Here is a 15,364-nt window from a genome sequence, read left to right on the forward strand (position 1 = left end):
GCGTCAAGGGACCCGGCTGATCCCGGTCGGTCCCGAAGGTCCCGGTGGCCCCTCCACCCGTACGGTCACGTCAGACCCGAGGAGTACGGACAACCAGCCGTCTGGTCTGACGACTGCCGCGAATTCCGCCACTACGGTCGAAGGCGTGACTGTGATCGCTACCGAAAGCCTCAGCAAGCGGTACCCCCGGGTGACCGCTCTGGACCGGCTCTCCGTCGACATCAATCCGGGAGTCACCGGTCTGGTGGGTGCCAACGGGGCCGGCAAGTCCACGCTGATCAAGATCTTGCTGGGTCTCTCGCCCGCCACCGAGGGGAGCGCCCGCGTGCTCGGCCTGGACGTGGCCACCCGGGGCGCCGAGATCCGCGAGCGGGTCGGCTACATGCCCGAGCACGACTGCCTGCCGCCCGACGTGTCGGCCACCGAGTTCGTCGTCCACATGGCGCGGATGTCGGGCCTGCCGCCCACCGCCGCCCGTGAGCGGACCGCGGACACCCTGCGCCACGTCGGGCTCTACGAGGAGCGGTACCGCCCCATGGGCGGCTACTCCACCGGCATGAAGCAGCGGGTCAAGCTCGCCCAGGCGCTGGTCCACGACCCCAAGCTGGTGCTGCTGGACGAGCCGACCAACGGTCTCGACCCGGTCGGCCGGGACGAGATGCTGGGCCTGATCCGCCGCGTCCACACCGACTTCGGCATCTCGGTCCTGGTCACCTCCCACCTCCTCGGCGAACTGGAGCGCACCTGCGACCACGTCGTCGTCATCGACGGCGGCACGCTGCTGCGCTCCTCGTCCACGGACGAGTTCACCCAGGCCACGGGCTCCCTCGCGGTGGAGGTCACCGACACCGACGCCTGCCCCGACGGCACCGGCGCGCTGCTGGCGGCCCTCGACGGTGCGGGGCTGACGACCAGGCCCGCGGGCCGGACGGCCGACGGTTCGGCCATGTCCGGCCGGGTGCTGCTCGTCGACGTCCTCGACGAGGGGACGTACGACATCGTCCGGGACGCCGTCGCCGGTCTCGGGATCGGCCTGGTCCGCATGGAGCAGCGCCGCCACCGCATCGCGGAGCTCTTCCGGGACGACGACGCCCCCGCACCCCACCCCGCCGCGCCCGGAACCCCGGGCACCCCCGGCACGCCGGCCCAGGCGCCCGCGTGGGGCGCCGGCTGGCAGCAGAAGCAGAAGAAGAGCGACAAGCGCGCGCAGCAGAACGGAGGAAGCGTCGATGCCGCCTGAGACCACGACGGCACCGGGGCGCGGCCACCGCTCCCAGGACGTCATCCACAACATCGGCTACCGCGACTACGGCGGCCCCCGCCTCGGCCGCGCCTACGCCCGCCGCTCGCTGTTCTCCCAGAGCCTGCGCGGCGCCTACGGCCTCGGCCGGTCGGCGAAGTCCAAGGTGCTGCCGATGACGCTCTTCGGCGTGATGTGCCTCCCGGCCGCGATCGTGGTCGCCGTCGCCGTCACCACGAAGATGAACCGGCTGCCCATGGAGTACACCCGCTACGCGATCTACCTCCAGGCGGTCATCGGCCTCTACCTGGCAGCCCAGGCCCCCCAGTCGGTCTCGCGGGACCTGCGGTTCAAGACCGTGCCGCTGTACTTCTCCCGCCCGATCGAGCGCGTCGACTACGTCGTCGCCAAGTTCGCGGCGATGGCCTCGGCCCTGTTCGTGCTGACGGCCACGCCGCTGCTGATCCTCTACGTGGGCGCCCTGCTCGCCAAGCTGGACTTCGCCGAACAGACGAAGGGCTTCGGCCAGGGGCTGGTCTCCGTGACCCTGCTCTCCCTGCTCTTCGCAGGCATCGGCCTGGTCGTCGCGGCGCTCACCCCGCGCCGGGGCTTCGGCGTCGCGGGCGTCATCGCCGCCCTGACGATCCCCTACGGCGCGGTCACCACCATCCAGGGCATCGCCCTGGCCAGCGACAACCCCTCGCTCGTCAGCTGGCTCGGCCTCTTCTCCCCGATCACCCTCGTCGACGGTGTCCAGACGGCGTTCCTCGGCGCCACCAGCGCCTTCCCCGAAACCCACGGCCCCGGCACGGGCGCGGGCGTCGTCTACCTCGCCGTCCTCCTCGGTGTGATCGCCGGCTCCTACGGCCTCCTCATGAGCCGCTACCGAAAGGCCGGGCTGTGACGACCATCCACATCGACAACGTCTCCCGCTGGTTCGGGAACGTCGTCGCCGTCAACGACGTGTCCATGTCCGTCGCCCCCGGTGTCACCGGGCTCCTCGGCCCCAACGGAGCGGGCAAGTCCACGCTCATCAACATGATGGGTGGTTTCCTCGCCCCCTCGACCGGAACGGTCACGCTCGACGGCGAGCCGATCTGGCGCAACGAGCGGATCTACCGGCACATCGGCGTCGTCCCCGAGCGCGAGGCGATGTACGACTTCCTGACCGGCAAGGAGTTCGTCCTCGCCAACGCCGAGCTCCACGGCCTGGGCGGGAAGGAGGCCCGGCGCGCCCTCGCCACGGTCGAGATGGAGTACGCGCAGGACCGCAAGATCGCCACCTACAGCAAGGGCATGCGGCAGCGCGTGAAGATGGCCTCCGCGCTCGTCCACGAGCCGTCCGTGCTCCTCCTCGACGAGCCCTTCAACGGCATGGACCCGCGCCAGCGGATGCAGCTGATGGACCTGCTGCGGGCCATGGGCGACGAGGGCCGGACCGTCCTGTTCTCCTCCCACATCCTGGAGGAGGTCGAGCAGCTCGCCGCCCACATCGAGGTCGTGGTCGCCGGCCGGCACGCCGCGTCGGGCGACTTCCGCAAGATCCGCCGCCTGATGACCGACCGCCCCCACCGCTACCTCGTACGGTCGAGCGACGACCGCGCCCTGGCCGCCGCGCTCATCGCCGACCCGTCGACAGCGGGCATCGAGGTGGACGTCCAGGAGGGCGCCCTGCGCGTCCAGGCCGTCGACTTCACCCGCTTCACCGAACTCCTGCCGCGCGTGGCCCACGCGCACGGCATCCGGCTCCTGACGGTCTCGCCCTCCGACGAGTCCCTGGAATCGGTCTTCTCCTACCTCGTCACGGCCTGAAAGGAGGCTCACGATGGCGCTCCACCAGCTCTACCACCCGACCGTCGCCCGGCTGACCTACCGGGGCCTCCTCGGCCGCCGCCGCGCCGCCGTCCTCTTCGCCCTGCCCGCCCTGCTGCTGGCCATCTCGATCGCCGTCCGGGCGCTCAGCGGCGCGGACGACGAGACCGCCGCCAATGTCCTGGGCGGCTTCGCGCTGGCCACGATGGTGCCGCTGATCGGCGTGATCGCCGGCACGGGCGCGATCGGCCCGGAGATCGACGACGGCTCCGTCGTCTACCTGCTGTCCAAGCCCGTCAAGCGGCACGTCATCATCGTCACCAAGCTGATCGTCGCGATCGGCGTCGCCGTGGCCTTCTCGGCGGTCCCCACGCTCATCGCCGGGTTCGTGCTCAACGGCAACAGCCAGCAGATCGCCGTGGCCTACGCGGTGGCCGCGGCGGTCGCCTCCGTGGCCTACAGCGCGATATTCCTCTTCCTGGGGACGGTCACCCGGCACGCGGTCATCGCCGGTCTCGTCTACGCCCTCGTCTGGGAGTCGCTGTTCGGCAGCCTCATCCCGGGGGCGCGGACGCTCAGCGTCCAGCAGTGGGCGCTGGCCCTGGCCCAGCGGATCGCCGGGGAGGGGGCGATCAACGCCCAGGTGTCGCTGACCCTGGGGCTGACGCTGCTGGCCGTCGCGACCGTCGCCGGCACGTACTTCGCGGCGCGCAAGCTGCGGGCGCTGACGCTGGCCGGGGAGGAGTAGACGCGGAGGAGCAGACGGGGAGGAGTGGACACGGAGGGAGCCCTCCAGCCGTGGAAGGGCCCCTCCGGCAGCGGGATTCACACCCGCAGCGCCCTCGCGATGGCGATCTGCTCCGGCTGAAGGCGGGGCTCGCCGTCCTCGACGTCCCACAGGGAATTCTGGAGGGCCCGGGCGAGCGTCCAGCGCGCCGCCCGTTCGCGGTCCAGGCCCAGCAGGTCCGTCATGAGGTCGAAGCGCCGGCGCACCGCCCGGGTCACGTCGCCGGTGGCGACGATGTCCTCCCAGCGGTTGTCCAGGGCCGGCATCAGGTCGAACCCCGGGTCGCCCACCAGCGGCTTGGGATCGATCGCCAGCCACGCGCCCCTGTCCGCACCGGTGTCCGCGCCGGGCAGGGGCGCGAGGACGTTCTCGTAGTGGAGGTCCCAGTGCAGCAGCCGGTCGCCCGGCTCGACGACGACCTCCCGGACGGCGGCCGCGCAGTCCAGCAGCAGGGCGCGCTCGGCCGCGTCGGACAGGGCGGGCAGCGCCCGCGGCACGTCCTCCAGCATGGCCTCCGCCACCGCGCCCAGCGTCCGCAGTCCGGCCGGTGCGGGCGCCTCCAGCAGCCGTCCCAGCAGCGCCGTCAGCGACAGCAGGGCCGCCTCCGCGTCGGGGACGTCCCGGAGCGAGCGGCCCGCGTCCAGCCGCTCCAGCAGCAGCGTGCCGGACTCCGGGTCGTGGTCGAGGAGTTCGACCGCGCCCGCGCCCGCCCAGGCCCGCAGCGCGGGCGCCTCACCGACGCTCTCCTCGGTGACCGGCTGGAGCTTCAGCGCGGCGGGGGAGTCGTCCGCGCGCCGTACGGGCAGGACGAGCGCCACCACGCCGTGCGCCGCGGGGCCGTCGATACGCAGCCCCCAGCGGTCGAGGAAGTCCGCCGCCAGGTCCGGCAGCGCGGCGATCCACTCGGGGCCGCCCTCGCCCTCGGACGCGTCCTCGTGGTACTCGACGAGGCGGGCCGGGACGGTGATCCGGGATGCTGCGCGCATGACGGCGGATTCCTCCTGCGGACTGCGGACTGCGGACTGCGGACTAGGCGAACCGAGCGAACGGTGAGCTCCTCACTCCCCCAACGCCTCAGATCTTCCGATCGCGCCCGGCGCCCAGCCCCAGGAAGAGCAGCGCCGCGCAGGCGACGAGCAGCAGCGAGACCGGCAGCGTCCAGCTGTCCGTCGCCCCGTACACCCAGCCGATCGCGAACGGGCCGACGGAGGCGAGCAGATAGCCCCACGTCTGGGCCATGCCCGACAGCCGGGAGGCCGTGTGCGCGTCGCGGGTGCGCAGCACCATGAACGTCAGGGCCAGGCCCAGCAGACCGCCCTGGGCCACGCCCATGAGCGTCGCCCACACCCACGCGCCCGCCACGGGGGCGATCAGCAGGCCGGTGACGCCCGCCGCCATCAGGGCCACCACGGCGACCACCGGTACGCGCTGGTCGCGCATCCGGCCCGCGAGCAGCGGCACGAAGAAGGAACCGGCCATCTGGACCAGCGTGTAGAACGCGTAGACCAGACCGGCCCCGCCCTTGCTCATCCCATGGTCGGTGAAGATCGTCGGCATCCAGGCGATGCACACGTAGGCGATCAGCGACTGGGTGCCCATCATCAGCGTGACCTGCCAGGCCAGCGGCGAGCGGGTGAGCCGGGGACCCTCGCCCGCGTTCACCGCGTTCACCGCGTTCACCGCGCTCGCGGACCCGGCGGCCGTCGCGGCGGCGGAGGCGGCCGAGGATCCGGCCGAGGATCCGGCCGAGGATCCGGCGGGCGCGTCCGGCCGGGCGGCGCCGCGCCGGGTGAGGACCGCCTGCGGCAGCCAGACGAGGGCCGCCACGGCGGCGAGCAGCGCCCAGGAGGCGAGCGAGCCGCGCCAGCCGCCCAGGGCGTTCTCCAGCGGCACGGACAGCGCGGCCGAGCCCGTGGCGCCGAGGATCAGCGTGGTGGAGTAGAGCGCGGTCATGCTCGCGGCGCGGTCCGGGAAGTCCCGCTTGACCAGGCCCGGCATCAGCACGTTCAGCAGGGCGATCGCGGTGCCGACGAGCGCGCAGCCCGCGAACAGCGCCACCACGGGCGGCGCGACGCGCAGCAGGATGCCCCCGCACAGCAGCAGAAGCGCCCCGCACAGCACGGCCTCCGTGCCGAAGCGCCGGGCGAGCCGGGGCGCGACGATCGAGCCGAGGCCCATGAAGACCAGCGGGATCGTGGTCACGAGGCTGCTCGTGGCCGCCGAGAGGTGGAAGTGGCCGCTTATCTCGCTCATGAGCGGCGAGACCCCGGCGAGCGCCGCCCGCATGTTCAGCGACGCGAGCACGATGCCGAGCATCGCGAACGCGGGGTGGGCGAGGACGCCCCGCCGGGCGGGCGCGGCGACCGGCTCGGGACGGGCCGGCGCGGTGCCGACCGGCGGTATGTCGGCCGTGTCGGACCTCGTTTCGGACGTCGTGCCGGACCTCGTTTCGGACCTCGTTTCGGACAAGGGGGTGCCTCCAGGGGCGGTGCGAAGGAAGGGGGAAGGGGGAACGGGCCGGTGGCGCGCGGTCAGCTCTCGGCGAGCAGGGAGTCGACGGCCTGCTTGGGGCGCTCGAGCAGGGTCCGGGCGGCGCGGTAGGCGGCCTCCGGGTCGCCGGAGGCGATGGCCTCCATGAGGGCGTGGTGGTCGCCGTGGACGATGCGCGGCATGTCGCGGTCGCCGAGCGCGGTGACCAGCGCCTCGCGCACCGAGCTGCTGAACCAGGCGTACGTCGCCGTCAGCGCGCTGTTGTGGGCGGCCTCCACGACGGCCCGGTGGAACTCCACGTCGTGGTCCGCGTAGAGCTCCAGGCTGCCGGAGTCGGGCTGGCCGTCGGGGTCCTCGAAGGCCGTCTGGGCGTCGAGCGCGGCCCGCATCCGCTCCAGGTCGGCGGGCTCATGGCGGAGCGCCGCGAGCCGGGCGGCCTCGGCCTCCAGCGCGATGCGCAGCTCCAGGACGTCGCGCACTCCGGCGCGCCGCAGCCCGCGCATGACCTCGGCGGGGTCGGCCGTGGACAGCACGAAGGTGCCCTCGCCCTGCCGGGAGCGCAGCATCCCGGCGTGCACGAGGACGCGGACGGCCTCGCGGACCGTGTTGCGGCCGACCTTCAGCTGCTCGGCGAGGGCGTGCTCGGTCGGGATGCGCTCCCCGACCCGCCACTCGCCGGCGGCCACCTGGGCGCGCAGTTGTTCCACGACGGTGTCCACGAGGGACTGGCGTCCCGCCGCTCGCAGTGCCATGTGTGTCGTCCTCCGGGCAGACGCTTGATCCAACCGCCGATTCAACCGGTTGCCCAGTCATCCTACAACTGCGCGCCGACGGCTCCCGGGCTACCTTCGAGGGGTGGTAGTCGACGGGATTCGCCGCTGGGTCCGCTCCTCGCCCGGTACGCACATCTGGCTGCTGATCATCGGCATCACCAGCCTCGTCGTCGCGTCGGCGAGCGAGGGCCTGGAGGCCTTCCTCCTCCACCGCAACAGCAGCAACATCCACGAGCTCAACAAGCATCCGTTCGAGTCCCTGCTGATCAGCGGCTTCTGGATCGAGACCCCGTCGTCGTTCGTCCTCTACGCCGTGCTCTTCGAGGTCGTCCACGCCAACGTCGAACGCTGGCTCGGCACGCTGCGCTGGCTGTGCGTGGTGGCGGTCGCCCATGTCGCGGCGACGCTGATCAGCCAGGAGGTCCTGCTGAGGGCGATCGAGAGCCACTCGGCGCCGCGCTCGATGAAGCACGTCGTCGACATCGGCGTCTCCTACGGGCTCGCCGGGGCCGTAGGCGTCCTCACCTATCGCATACCGCGGCCGTGGCGCTGGCCCTATCTGGTGGGGGCGGTGGCCTTCTTCGCCCTGCCGCTGCTGACCGGCGGTACGTTCACCGACGTCGGCCACGCGATCGCGCTGGGGCTGGGCCTGGCCTGCTGGTCGCTGACCCGGGACCGGCCGCCCTGGCGGTGGGACGCCGGAGGCGCCCGCCAGGCCGCGCTGGAAGCGGCGGGGGCGGCCCGACAAGCGGCCGGTGCGGCCAAGCAGGCGGCCGATGCGGCCCGGCAGGCGGCCGGGGCCGCCAGGGGGGTGGCGCTCAGCCGGAGAGGGGACGCTCCGGAGACTCCGGAGACTCCGGAGACTCCGGAGACTCCGAAGGCTCCGGACGCTCCCGGTGCTCCGGATCCTCCGGGCCGAAGAGACGCTCCAGGACGACCGCGATCCCGTCCTCCTCGTTCGAGGCGGTGACCTCGTCCGCCACGGCCTTGAGCTCCGGGTGGGCGTTGGCCATGGCGACGCCGTGGGCGGCCCAGCCGAACATCGGGACGTCGTTGGGCATGTCGCCGAACGCGATCGTGTCGGCGGCCTTGACGCCCAGCCGGCGCGCGGCGAGCGACAGGCCCGTGGCCTTGCTCAGGCCCAGCGGCAGCAGCTCGACTATGCCCGAGCCGGCCATCGTCACGCCGACGAAACCGCCCGCGACCGCCCGCGCGACCTCCGCCAGGGCGTCGTCGTCGAGCGTGGGGTGCTGGAGGTAGACCTTGTTGAGCGGAGCCGCCCACAGCTCGCTCGCCTCGTTGATCGGAACGACCGGGAGCGGCCCTTCCTGGAGGCGGTAGCCGGGGCCGACCAGGACGTCGCCGTCCATGCCGTCACGGCTGGCGGCCAGCCGCAGCGGACCGACCTCCGCCTCGATCTTGGCGAGCGCCAGCGCGGCGAGCCGCCTGTCGAGCGTCACGGACGTCAGCAGTCTGTGCTCGCCCGCGTGGTAAACCTGCGCGCCCTGACCGCAGACCGCGAGGCCCCGGTAGTCCAGCGCGTCGAGGATGTGCCTGGTCCAGGCGACGGTGCGCCCGGTGACGACGATGTGCGCGGCGCCCGCCGCCGTGGCCGACGCGAGGGCGGCGCGGGTGCGCTCCGAGACGGTGTCGTCGGAGCGCAGCAGCGTGCCGTCGAGGTCGGTCGCGATCAGACGGAACGGCGGCGGGACCGGGGGCGTCACTTGGCGGTGGGCTCCAGGACCTCACGGCCGCCCAGGTAGGGGCGGAGGACCTCGGGCACGCGCACCGAGCCGTCGGCCTGCTGGTGGTTCTCCAGCAGCGCCACGATCGTGCGCGGGACGGCGCACAGGGTGCCGTTGAGCGTCGCCAGCGGACGGACGTTCTTGCCCTCGCGCACCCGGACGGACAGCCGGCGCGCCTGGAACTCGTCGCAGTTGGACGTGGACGTCAGCTCGCGGTACTTGCCCTGCGTCGGGATCCAGGCCTCGCAGTCGAACTTGCGGGAGGCCGAGGAGCCGAGGTCACCGGTGGCCGTGTCGATCACCTGGAAGGGCAGCTCCAGGCTGGTCAGCCACTGCTTCTCCCACTCCAGCAGGCGGGCGTGCTCGGCCTCCGCCTCCTCCGGCAGGACGTACGAGAACATCTCGACCTTGTCGAACTGGTGGACGCGGAAGATGCCCCGGGTGTCCTTGCCGTACGTACCGGCCTCGCGGCGGAAGCACGGGGAGAAGCCCGCGTAGCGCAGCGGCAGCTGGTCGCCGTCGAGGATCTCGTCCATGTGGTACGCGGCGAGGGGGACCTCGGAGGTGCCCACCAGGTAGAAGTCGTCCTTCTCCAGGTGGTAGACGTCCTGCGCGGCCTGGCCGAGGAAGCCGGTGCCCTCCATGGCGCGCGGCTTGACCAGCGCGGGCGTGAGCATCGGCGTGAAGCCGGCGGCGGTGGCCTGGGCGATGGCGGCGTTGACGAGGGCGAGCTCCAGCAGCGCGCCGACACCCGTCAGGTAGTAGAAGCGGGAGCCGGACACCTTGGCGCCGCGCTCGACGTCGATGGCGCCCAGCGTCTGGCCGAGCTCCAGGTGGTCCTTGGGCTCGAAGCCCTCGGCGGCGAAGTCGCGGGGGGTGCCGACGGTCTCCAGGACGACGAAGTCGTCCTCGCCGCCGCGCGGGATGTCGGGGTGGACGATGTTGCCGATGCGGAGCAGCAGGCGCTGTGCCTCGGCGGCGGCCTCGTCCTGCTCGGCGTCGGCGGCCTTGACGGCGGCGGAGAGCTCGCCGGCCTTCTTCAGCAGCTCGGCCTTCTCGTCGCCGGTGGCCTTGGGGATGAGCTTGCCGAGCGCCTTCTGCTCGGAGCGGAGCTCGTCGAAGCGGACGCTGGACGACCTGCGCCGCTCGTCGGCGGAGAGCAGCGCGTCGACGATGTCGACGTCCTCTCCACGGGCGCGCTGGGACGCGCGCACACGGTCGGGGTCCTCACGGAGCAGGCGAAGGTCAATCACCCCTCCAGGCTACCGTTGTGCGCTGCGGTTGCTCGACGCGATATTCCCTTTGGTTGTGATTTGTCCAACTCTGGGAATTCCGGAAAACGGTGGGCGGGCTCATCGCCGGGCCGTGACGCCTTGTGGAAGGCGGCAGTTGAGGGCTGCTGTTGTCCACAGGAGTGAGTGGTTCCGTTTCTTTGTCCACAGGGTGTGCGGGAAATCTGTGGATGTCGGAAGCGGGGATTCCGTTTGGTCTGTCATTCGTCAGAGTTTCATGAGGCAAACCTCTTACGGCCACTCTTTGGGGTGGCGTTCACTCCCCCTAAAGGGTTGTTCGAGGCATTTCGACTGACGGATGGGTAGCAGTCGCGGGAATCGGTGGCTGTGGACGGCCGCGCCAGGGCGCCAGAGGGCTTTGTCGACCATTGCCCGTTTTATACGGCTTCCCAGGACTCTCGCTCTATCGACTTATCCCCAGGTCGAGAACTGCCTGTGGATAACTCTGTGGGTAACCCTGTGGGAAACCCGGGACGGCCTGGGGACGGGGAACCTGGGGACGGCCTGGGAAGGCGGCCGCTCAGGCCCGGCCGTCCTGGCAGCGCGCCAGCCAGTCCGCCGCCGCCACGAAGTCGCCGTCCGTCGTCCCCGGACGTTCGTCCGGCTGTTCACCCCGGGCGGCACCCCCGGCACCCGCGCCCGAGGCACCCGCACGCGGGTACGAACCCAGGAACCGTACCTCGGCGCACGTCCGCTTCAGCCCCATCAGCGCCTCGGCCACCCGGCGGTCCGTGATGTGCCCCTCGCAGTCGACGGAGAAGCAGTAGCGCCCCATGCCCTCGCCGGTCGGCCGCGACTCGATCCGCATGAGGTTCACGCCCCGCACCGCGAACTCCTGGAGGTACTCCAGCAGCGCGCCCGGGTGGTCGTCCCGCTGCCACATCACCAGCGACGTCCGGTCCGCCCCCGTCCGCGCCGCCGGCCGCGCCGGGCGGCCGACCAGGACGAAGCGGGTCTCGGCGTTCTCCGCGTCGTGGATGCCGGTGACGAGCGGCTCCAGCCCGTACGTCGCCGCCGCGAACTCCCCGGCGAACGCCGCGTCGTAGCGGCCCTCGCGGACCAGCCGCGCGCCGTCCGCGTTGGACGCGGACGACTCCCACACCGCGTCCGGCAGGTTGGCCGCCAGCCACTTGCGCACCTGCGGCTGCGCCACCGGGTGGCCGGTCACCGTCTTGACGTCCGTCAGCCGGGTGCCCGGACGGACCAGGAGCGCGAAGGCGATCTCCAGCAGCACCTCGCGGTAGATCATCAGCGGTTCGCCGGTGGCGAGTTCGTCGAGGGTCGCGGTGACGCCGCCCTCGACCGAGTTCTCGATCGGCACGAGCGCGGCCGCGGCCTCGCCCGAGCGCACGGCGTCGAGCGCGGCGGGCACGGAGACCATGGGGACCAGCTCGCGGGTGGCCGCCTCGGGAAGGGTGCGCAGGGCGGCCTCGGTGAACGTGCCCTCGGGGCCGAGGTAGGTGTAGCGGGTTGCCGACCTCATGGTTTCCTCCGGAAGGGGCACGGATGGCTCGGTCGCCCACCCTACCGATCCGGCGGATCGGGGGTCCCGGAGGCCGTGCGGCCCCTGGGACCCCCGCCCGTCACCCCTCCAGCAGGCGCTGGCCCACGTAGCCGCCCTCCTCGCAGCCGCCCGGGACGGCGAAGAGGGCGCTGGCCTCGTGGCGGAGGAATCGGGAGAGGCCGTCGCCGCGGTCCAGCTTCCGCTGCACCGGGACGAAGCCCTTGAGCGGATCCGCCTGCCAGGCGATGAACAGCAGGCCGGCGTCCGGCGCACCGTCGTCGAGGAAACCGTCGTGGTAGGAGAACGCGCGCCGCAGCATCGCCGCGCCGCGGTTGTTGGCCGGGGCCGCCACCCGGATGTGGGCGTCGCCCGGGATGGCCAGCGCGCCGTCCGCGCCCATCTTGTCGAGGTCCACGCGCGTGGTCTCCGTACCGCCGGACAGCGGCGCGCCGTCGGACTTGCGGCGGCCGATCACCCGCTCCTGCCGCTCCAGCGACAGGTTGTCCCAGCTGTCCAGCAGCATCCGGATGCGCCGGACGACCGCGTACGAGCCACCCGCCATCCAGGAGTCGGCGCCCTGCTGGCCGTCCGGCACGAAGACCTTCCGGGCGAAGTCGGCGCTCGATGGCTTCGGGTTGTTCGTCCCGTCGATCTGGCCCATCAGATTGCGGCCGGTCATCGGCTGCGCGGTCGCGCCCGGCGTGCGGTTGAAGCCGGTCATCTGCCAGCGCACCCGTGCCGAGCCCGCCGCCTCCTTCTGGAGCAGCCGCAGGGCGTGGAAGGCGACCAGCGCGTCGTCGGCGCCGATCTGCACCCACAGGTCGCCGTTGCTCCGCTTGCCGTCGAGGGCGTCGGCGGTGAAGGCGGGCAGCGGCTCCAGCGCGTCGGGCCGCCGGTCCGTCAGCCCGACGCGGTCGAAGAACGTGCGGCCGAAGCCGAAGGTGACCGTCAGGGACGACGGGCCGGCGTCGAGGGCGACACCGGAGTCGTCACCCTGGGGCGGCCGGCCGGCCATCAGCTCCGCCGCCGCCGCGGACCAGCGGCGCATCAGCGCGACGGCGCCCCTGCGGTCGGTTCCGCCGGTGAGGTCGAAGGCGATCAGATGGCCGTGCGCCTGCGCGGGCTGGACGATGCCCGACTGGTTCGTGCCGTGGAAGGGCACGACGCCCGAGCCGACGTCGGTCAGCGGTGTGGGCTTGCCGCGCACCGCCTCGGACCCGGTGGCCCCCGCGACCCCGCCCACGACGAGCGCGGCCGCGCCGGCGGCGCCCGCCGTGCCCAGCAGTCGCCGGCGGGAGACGCCGTCGACCGGTGCGCCGGGGGTGGCGGTGGCCGCTTCCGGCTCGCCGGCGGTACGGGAGCTCCCGGCGCCGCCGCCGGTCTCGGCGGGGGCGTCCTTGGCGGGGCCGCCGGTGCTCTTGTCGGGCCGGGTGCGGCCCTTGGCCGGGCCGCCCGGTCCGGTGCTGCCGGAGCGTGCGGCGGTCGCGGCGGCGCGCTTCCCGGCGCGCTTGCCGCCGCCCGGCTTGCCGCCGCTCGCCTTGGCGCCCGTCCTGCCGCTGATCGGGCGTGTGTCGTCCCCGGCGACTCCGCCGGCCGTGGTGTCAGTCGTGTCAGCCATCAGATGATCTTCACGTTCTCGATCTCGGTGACCTGGTCGATGTCCGAGGTCCGTACGGTCAGGGACAGCTGCCAGTCGCCGGCCATGGGCAGCCGGAAATCCTTGGCTTTCCACAGTCCGGCGGACTGACGCTCCAGCGCGGCCCGCAGGGGACCGATCTGTTTTTCCTTCTCGGTCATGGACAGTGTCAGCTCCGGTACGTCCACGGGGCGCCCGGACGGGTCCGTCAGAGTGACGGTGAGGGTGTTGGCCCCCGTGCGGGCGGGGTCGACGGTGACGCGCGCCGTGCCCCGGCCGCCCGTGCCGCCCGTGTCGTAGGCGATCCGCACGTCGGCGGGCCGGGCCGCCGACGGCGCGGCCGTCCGGCCCGCCGTCGCCCGGCGCTGCTCCGTCTCGGCCCGGCCGGGCTGGGTGCCGGTGAGCGCGGTGGTGACGGCCAGCACGACGACGGCGACGCCCGCCTCGGCGAGGACGGACCGGCGCAGCCCGGTGCGGCCGGTGTCCGCGTCCCGCACGCGCCGCCCGGCGGCCTTCTCCCGCGCCGCCCGCTGCCGCGCGAGCTGCGCGGCGCGGACGGAGTCGACGGCGTCAGCGGTGTGAGCGGCGTCGGCGGAGCCGGCAGTGGAGCCCTGCGCGCCCTTCGTGCCCTTCGCGCCGGACACGGTTTCGGCGTCGTCGGCGCCCGACGCCGGTGCGGCACCCGCGCCCGACGGCGGCTTCGCCGCTCCCCGCGCCGGCTTCGCGCCGGCCCCCGGCTTCTTCCGGACCGTCGGCCGCCTGGACTCGGGCGCGTCCACGAGGCGGCCCGTCCAGCGCCGGGAGAGGAACGCGACGCCCACCATGGCGACCACCAGCCCGGCCTTCACCAGCAGCCAGCGCCCGTACTCCGTGCCCGTCAGCGCGTCCCACGAACCGACCTGCCGCCACGACTGGTAGAGCCCGGTCGCCACCAGCACGCAGACCGCGACGAACGCCATCCGCGAGAAGCGCTCGACCGCCGTCCGCCGGATCCGTTCGCCCGACCACAGCGTGGCCAGCAGCGCCGCCAGCCCGCCCAGCCACACCGCGACGCCCAGCAGGTGCGCCACGTCCACCGGCATCGCCAGCCACGGCTGGAGGCCCGCCGACGCGTGCTCGGCCAGTGCCCAGGTCGCCGCCAGGCCGCCCGCGACGAGCGTGCCCCCGACGCCGAGCCCCCAGGCGATGTCCCTGCGGCGGCCGAGCGTAGGACCACCGGCAGTGGCACCGCCACCGCCACCGTCACCGGACCGGCCCCGTCCGTCGTCCTCCTGCGCGTACGTGCCGAACAGCACCGCCAGGAACACCGCCGCCGCGCTCAGCAGCAGCAGACGCGACAGCAGCGCCGCCCCCGGTTTGGTGGACAACACGCCGCCCAGCAGCGACAGATCGAGGACGGATCCCATCCCCTTGCCGCTCGTGAAGGCGCCCCGCAGCAGCAACAGCGCCACCGTCGAGACGAACAGCGCGATCCAGCCGCCCACCGCCACGCGCTGCACCGCCCGCGACGAGCGGCACACCCCGGCGAAGACGCAGCCGCCGACGAGCAGGACGAAGCCCGCGTACGCCGCGTACCGGCCGATCGCGTAGAAGGCGGCGACGGCCGGATCGGTGCGCGTGGCCGCCGAGTCGACGGTCACGGTCGTCTTCGACGGCGCGCCGACCGAGAACGTGAAGGCCCCGGCCACCGGATGGCTGTCCGCCGAGACCGCCTGCCACGCCACCGTGTACGTGCCGTCGGCGATCCCGGCGCGCAGCGCGACGGTCGCGGTCCCGGACCGTCCGCCGTCGTGCTGCGGCCTGCCCGCGTCGACGCGTTCGCCGCGCGGGTCGAGGACCCGCACCGAGTCGGGGCTGAGCAGCACCCCTTCGGAGAAGGTGAGCGTGACCCGCGCGGGCGCCGAGGGCACCACCGACCCGTCGGCCGGGTCGGTGGCGGTGAGCGCCGCGTGCGCGGACGCGGTGCCCGCGCCGAGCGTCAGCGTGCCCAACAGCGCGGCGAGGAAGGCGACGAGGAGCGCGCCGGGAAGCGGCACTCCACGTCGTACGGCGCGTCGTACGGCGGTCCGGGTCCTCATCGCCGCG

12 protein-coding genes and 1 pseudogene are annotated in these 15,364 nt (G+C 73.1%); 5 read left to right on the forward strand and 8 right to left on the reverse strand.

The features are described from left to right. Nucleotides 1–151: 151 nt before the first annotated feature. The 4 genes from ACX9I7_RS06265 to ACX9I7_RS06280 are packed head-to-tail and all read left to right on the forward strand — an operon-like array spanning nucleotide 152 to nucleotide 3,800. A complete protein-coding gene (locus ACX9I7_RS06265) occupies nucleotides 152–1,240 on the forward strand; it encodes an ABC transporter ATP-binding protein (protein WP_459386746.1) in 1,089 nt (362 codons plus the stop codon). Beyond that, complete coding sequence (locus ACX9I7_RS06270; RefSeq protein ID WP_459386727.1) at nucleotides 1,230–2,144, forward strand: ABC transporter permease subunit; 915 nt, start codon at nucleotides 1,230–1,232, stop codon at nucleotides 2,142–2,144. The genes ACX9I7_RS06265 and ACX9I7_RS06270 overlap by 11 nt, the downstream gene beginning before the upstream one ends. Continuing rightward, the gene (locus ACX9I7_RS06275; RefSeq protein ID WP_358215965.1) at nucleotides 2,141–3,052 is read left to right on the forward strand and encodes an ABC transporter ATP-binding protein; all 912 of its coding nucleotides are present in this window, start codon (nucleotides 2,141–2,143) and stop codon (nucleotides 3,050–3,052) included. The genes ACX9I7_RS06270 and ACX9I7_RS06275 overlap by 4 nt, the downstream gene beginning before the upstream one ends. A 13-nt stretch (nucleotides 3,053–3,065) precedes the next feature. After that, nucleotides 3,066–3,800 carry an ABC transporter permease subunit gene (locus ACX9I7_RS06280; RefSeq protein WP_387573127.1) on the forward strand — a complete coding sequence of 245 codons (735 nt, stop codon included), beginning with the start codon at nucleotides 3,066–3,068 and terminating at the stop codon, nucleotides 3,798–3,800. A 77-nt stretch (nucleotides 3,801–3,877) separates the two neighbouring features. On the opposite strand, the gene ACX9I7_RS06285 is transcribed toward ACX9I7_RS06280, so the two are convergent. The 3 genes from ACX9I7_RS06285 to ACX9I7_RS06295 all read right to left on the reverse strand — a co-directional run bounded on the left by ACX9I7_RS06285 (nucleotide 3,878) and on the right by ACX9I7_RS06295 (nucleotide 7,081). Further along, on the reverse strand, nucleotides 3,878–4,825 hold the full coding sequence (locus tag ACX9I7_RS06285) for an aminoglycoside phosphotransferase family protein (RefSeq protein ID WP_459386728.1): 948 nt from the start codon (nucleotides 4,823–4,825) through the stop codon (nucleotides 3,878–3,880). Between the two features lie 88 nt (nucleotides 4,826–4,913). After that, nucleotides 4,914–6,155, reverse strand: a complete 1,242-nt coding sequence (locus tag ACX9I7_RS06290) for an MFS transporter (protein WP_459386747.1) — start codon at nucleotides 6,153–6,155, stop codon at nucleotides 4,914–4,916. Between the two features lie 215 nt (nucleotides 6,156–6,370). Next, a complete protein-coding gene (locus ACX9I7_RS06295; RefSeq protein WP_387573133.1) occupies nucleotides 6,371–7,081 on the reverse strand; it encodes a FadR/GntR family transcriptional regulator in 711 nt (236 codons plus the stop codon). A 103-nt stretch (nucleotides 7,082–7,184) separates the two neighbouring features. Here ACX9I7_RS06295 and ACX9I7_RS06300 point away from each other — a divergent pair. After that, a pseudogene (locus ACX9I7_RS06300) lies at nucleotides 7,185–7,721 on the forward strand (rhomboid-like protein); the annotation flags it as partial. A 199-nt stretch (nucleotides 7,722–7,920) separates the two neighbouring features. On the opposite strand, the gene ACX9I7_RS06305 reads toward ACX9I7_RS06300, so the two are convergent. The 5 genes from ACX9I7_RS06305 to ACX9I7_RS06325 form a co-directional block, all read right to left on the reverse strand. Continuing rightward, complete coding sequence (locus ACX9I7_RS06305; RefSeq protein ID WP_459386729.1) at nucleotides 7,921–8,826, reverse strand: HAD family hydrolase; 906 nt, start codon at nucleotides 8,824–8,826, stop codon at nucleotides 7,921–7,923. Further along, nucleotides 8,823–10,100, reverse strand: coding sequence for a serine--tRNA ligase (gene serS, locus ACX9I7_RS06310; protein WP_358633990.1), 1,278 nt, complete (start codon nucleotides 10,098–10,100; stop codon nucleotides 8,823–8,825). Before serS ends, ACX9I7_RS06305 begins: the two co-directional genes overlap by 4 nt. Before the next feature lie 559 nt (nucleotides 10,101–10,659). Beyond that, nucleotides 10,660–11,622 carry a prephenate dehydratase gene (gene pheA, locus ACX9I7_RS06315; RefSeq protein WP_459386730.1) on the reverse strand — a complete coding sequence of 321 codons (963 nt, stop codon included), beginning with the start codon at nucleotides 11,620–11,622 and terminating at the stop codon, nucleotides 10,660–10,662. Nucleotides 11,623–11,722: 100 nt separating this feature from the next. Then, on the reverse strand, nucleotides 11,723–13,261 hold the full coding sequence (gene efeB, locus ACX9I7_RS06320) for an iron uptake transporter deferrochelatase/peroxidase subunit (RefSeq protein WP_459386731.1): 1,539 nt from the start codon (nucleotides 13,259–13,261) through the stop codon (nucleotides 11,723–11,725). Further along, complete coding sequence (locus ACX9I7_RS06325; RefSeq protein ID WP_459386732.1) at nucleotides 13,261–15,357, reverse strand: FixH family protein; 2,097 nt, start codon at nucleotides 15,355–15,357, stop codon at nucleotides 13,261–13,263. Before ACX9I7_RS06325 ends, efeB begins: the two co-directional genes overlap by 1 nt. Between the last annotated feature and the right edge of the window lie 7 nt (nucleotides 15,358–15,364).

Source organism: Streptomyces sp. L500 (genome assembly GCF_054551825.1).

What these genes read in the sequence shown, in the direction of transcription:
- efeB (WP_459386731.1), bottom strand. Translation starts at nt 13,261, where the DNA reads ATGGCTGACACGACTGACACCACGGCCGGCGGAGTCGCCGGGGACGAC.
- ACX9I7_RS06285 (WP_459386728.1), bottom strand. Translation starts at nt 4,825, where the DNA reads ATGCGCGCAGCATCCCGGATCACCGTCCCGGCCCGCCTCGTCGAGTAC.
- ACX9I7_RS06270 (WP_459386727.1), top strand. Translation starts at nt 1,230, where the DNA reads ATGCCGCCTGAGACCACGACGGCACCGGGGCGCGGCCACCGCTCCCAG.
- ACX9I7_RS06290 (WP_459386747.1), bottom strand. Translation starts at nt 6,155, where the DNA reads ATGCTCGGCATCGTGCTCGCGTCGCTGAACATGCGGGCGGCGCTCGCC.
- ACX9I7_RS06280 (WP_387573127.1), top strand. Translation starts at nt 3,066, where the DNA reads ATGGCGCTCCACCAGCTCTACCACCCGACCGTCGCCCGGCTGACCTAC.
- pheA (WP_459386730.1), bottom strand. Translation starts at nt 11,622, where the DNA reads ATGAGGTCGGCAACCCGCTACACCTACCTCGGCCCCGAGGGCACGTTC.
- ACX9I7_RS06325 (WP_459386732.1), bottom strand. Translation starts at nt 15,357, where the DNA reads ATGAGGACCCGGACCGCCGTACGACGCGCCGTACGACGTGGAGTGCCG.
- ACX9I7_RS06295 (WP_387573133.1), bottom strand. Translation starts at nt 7,081, where the DNA reads ATGGCACTGCGAGCGGCGGGACGCCAGTCCCTCGTGGACACCGTCGTG.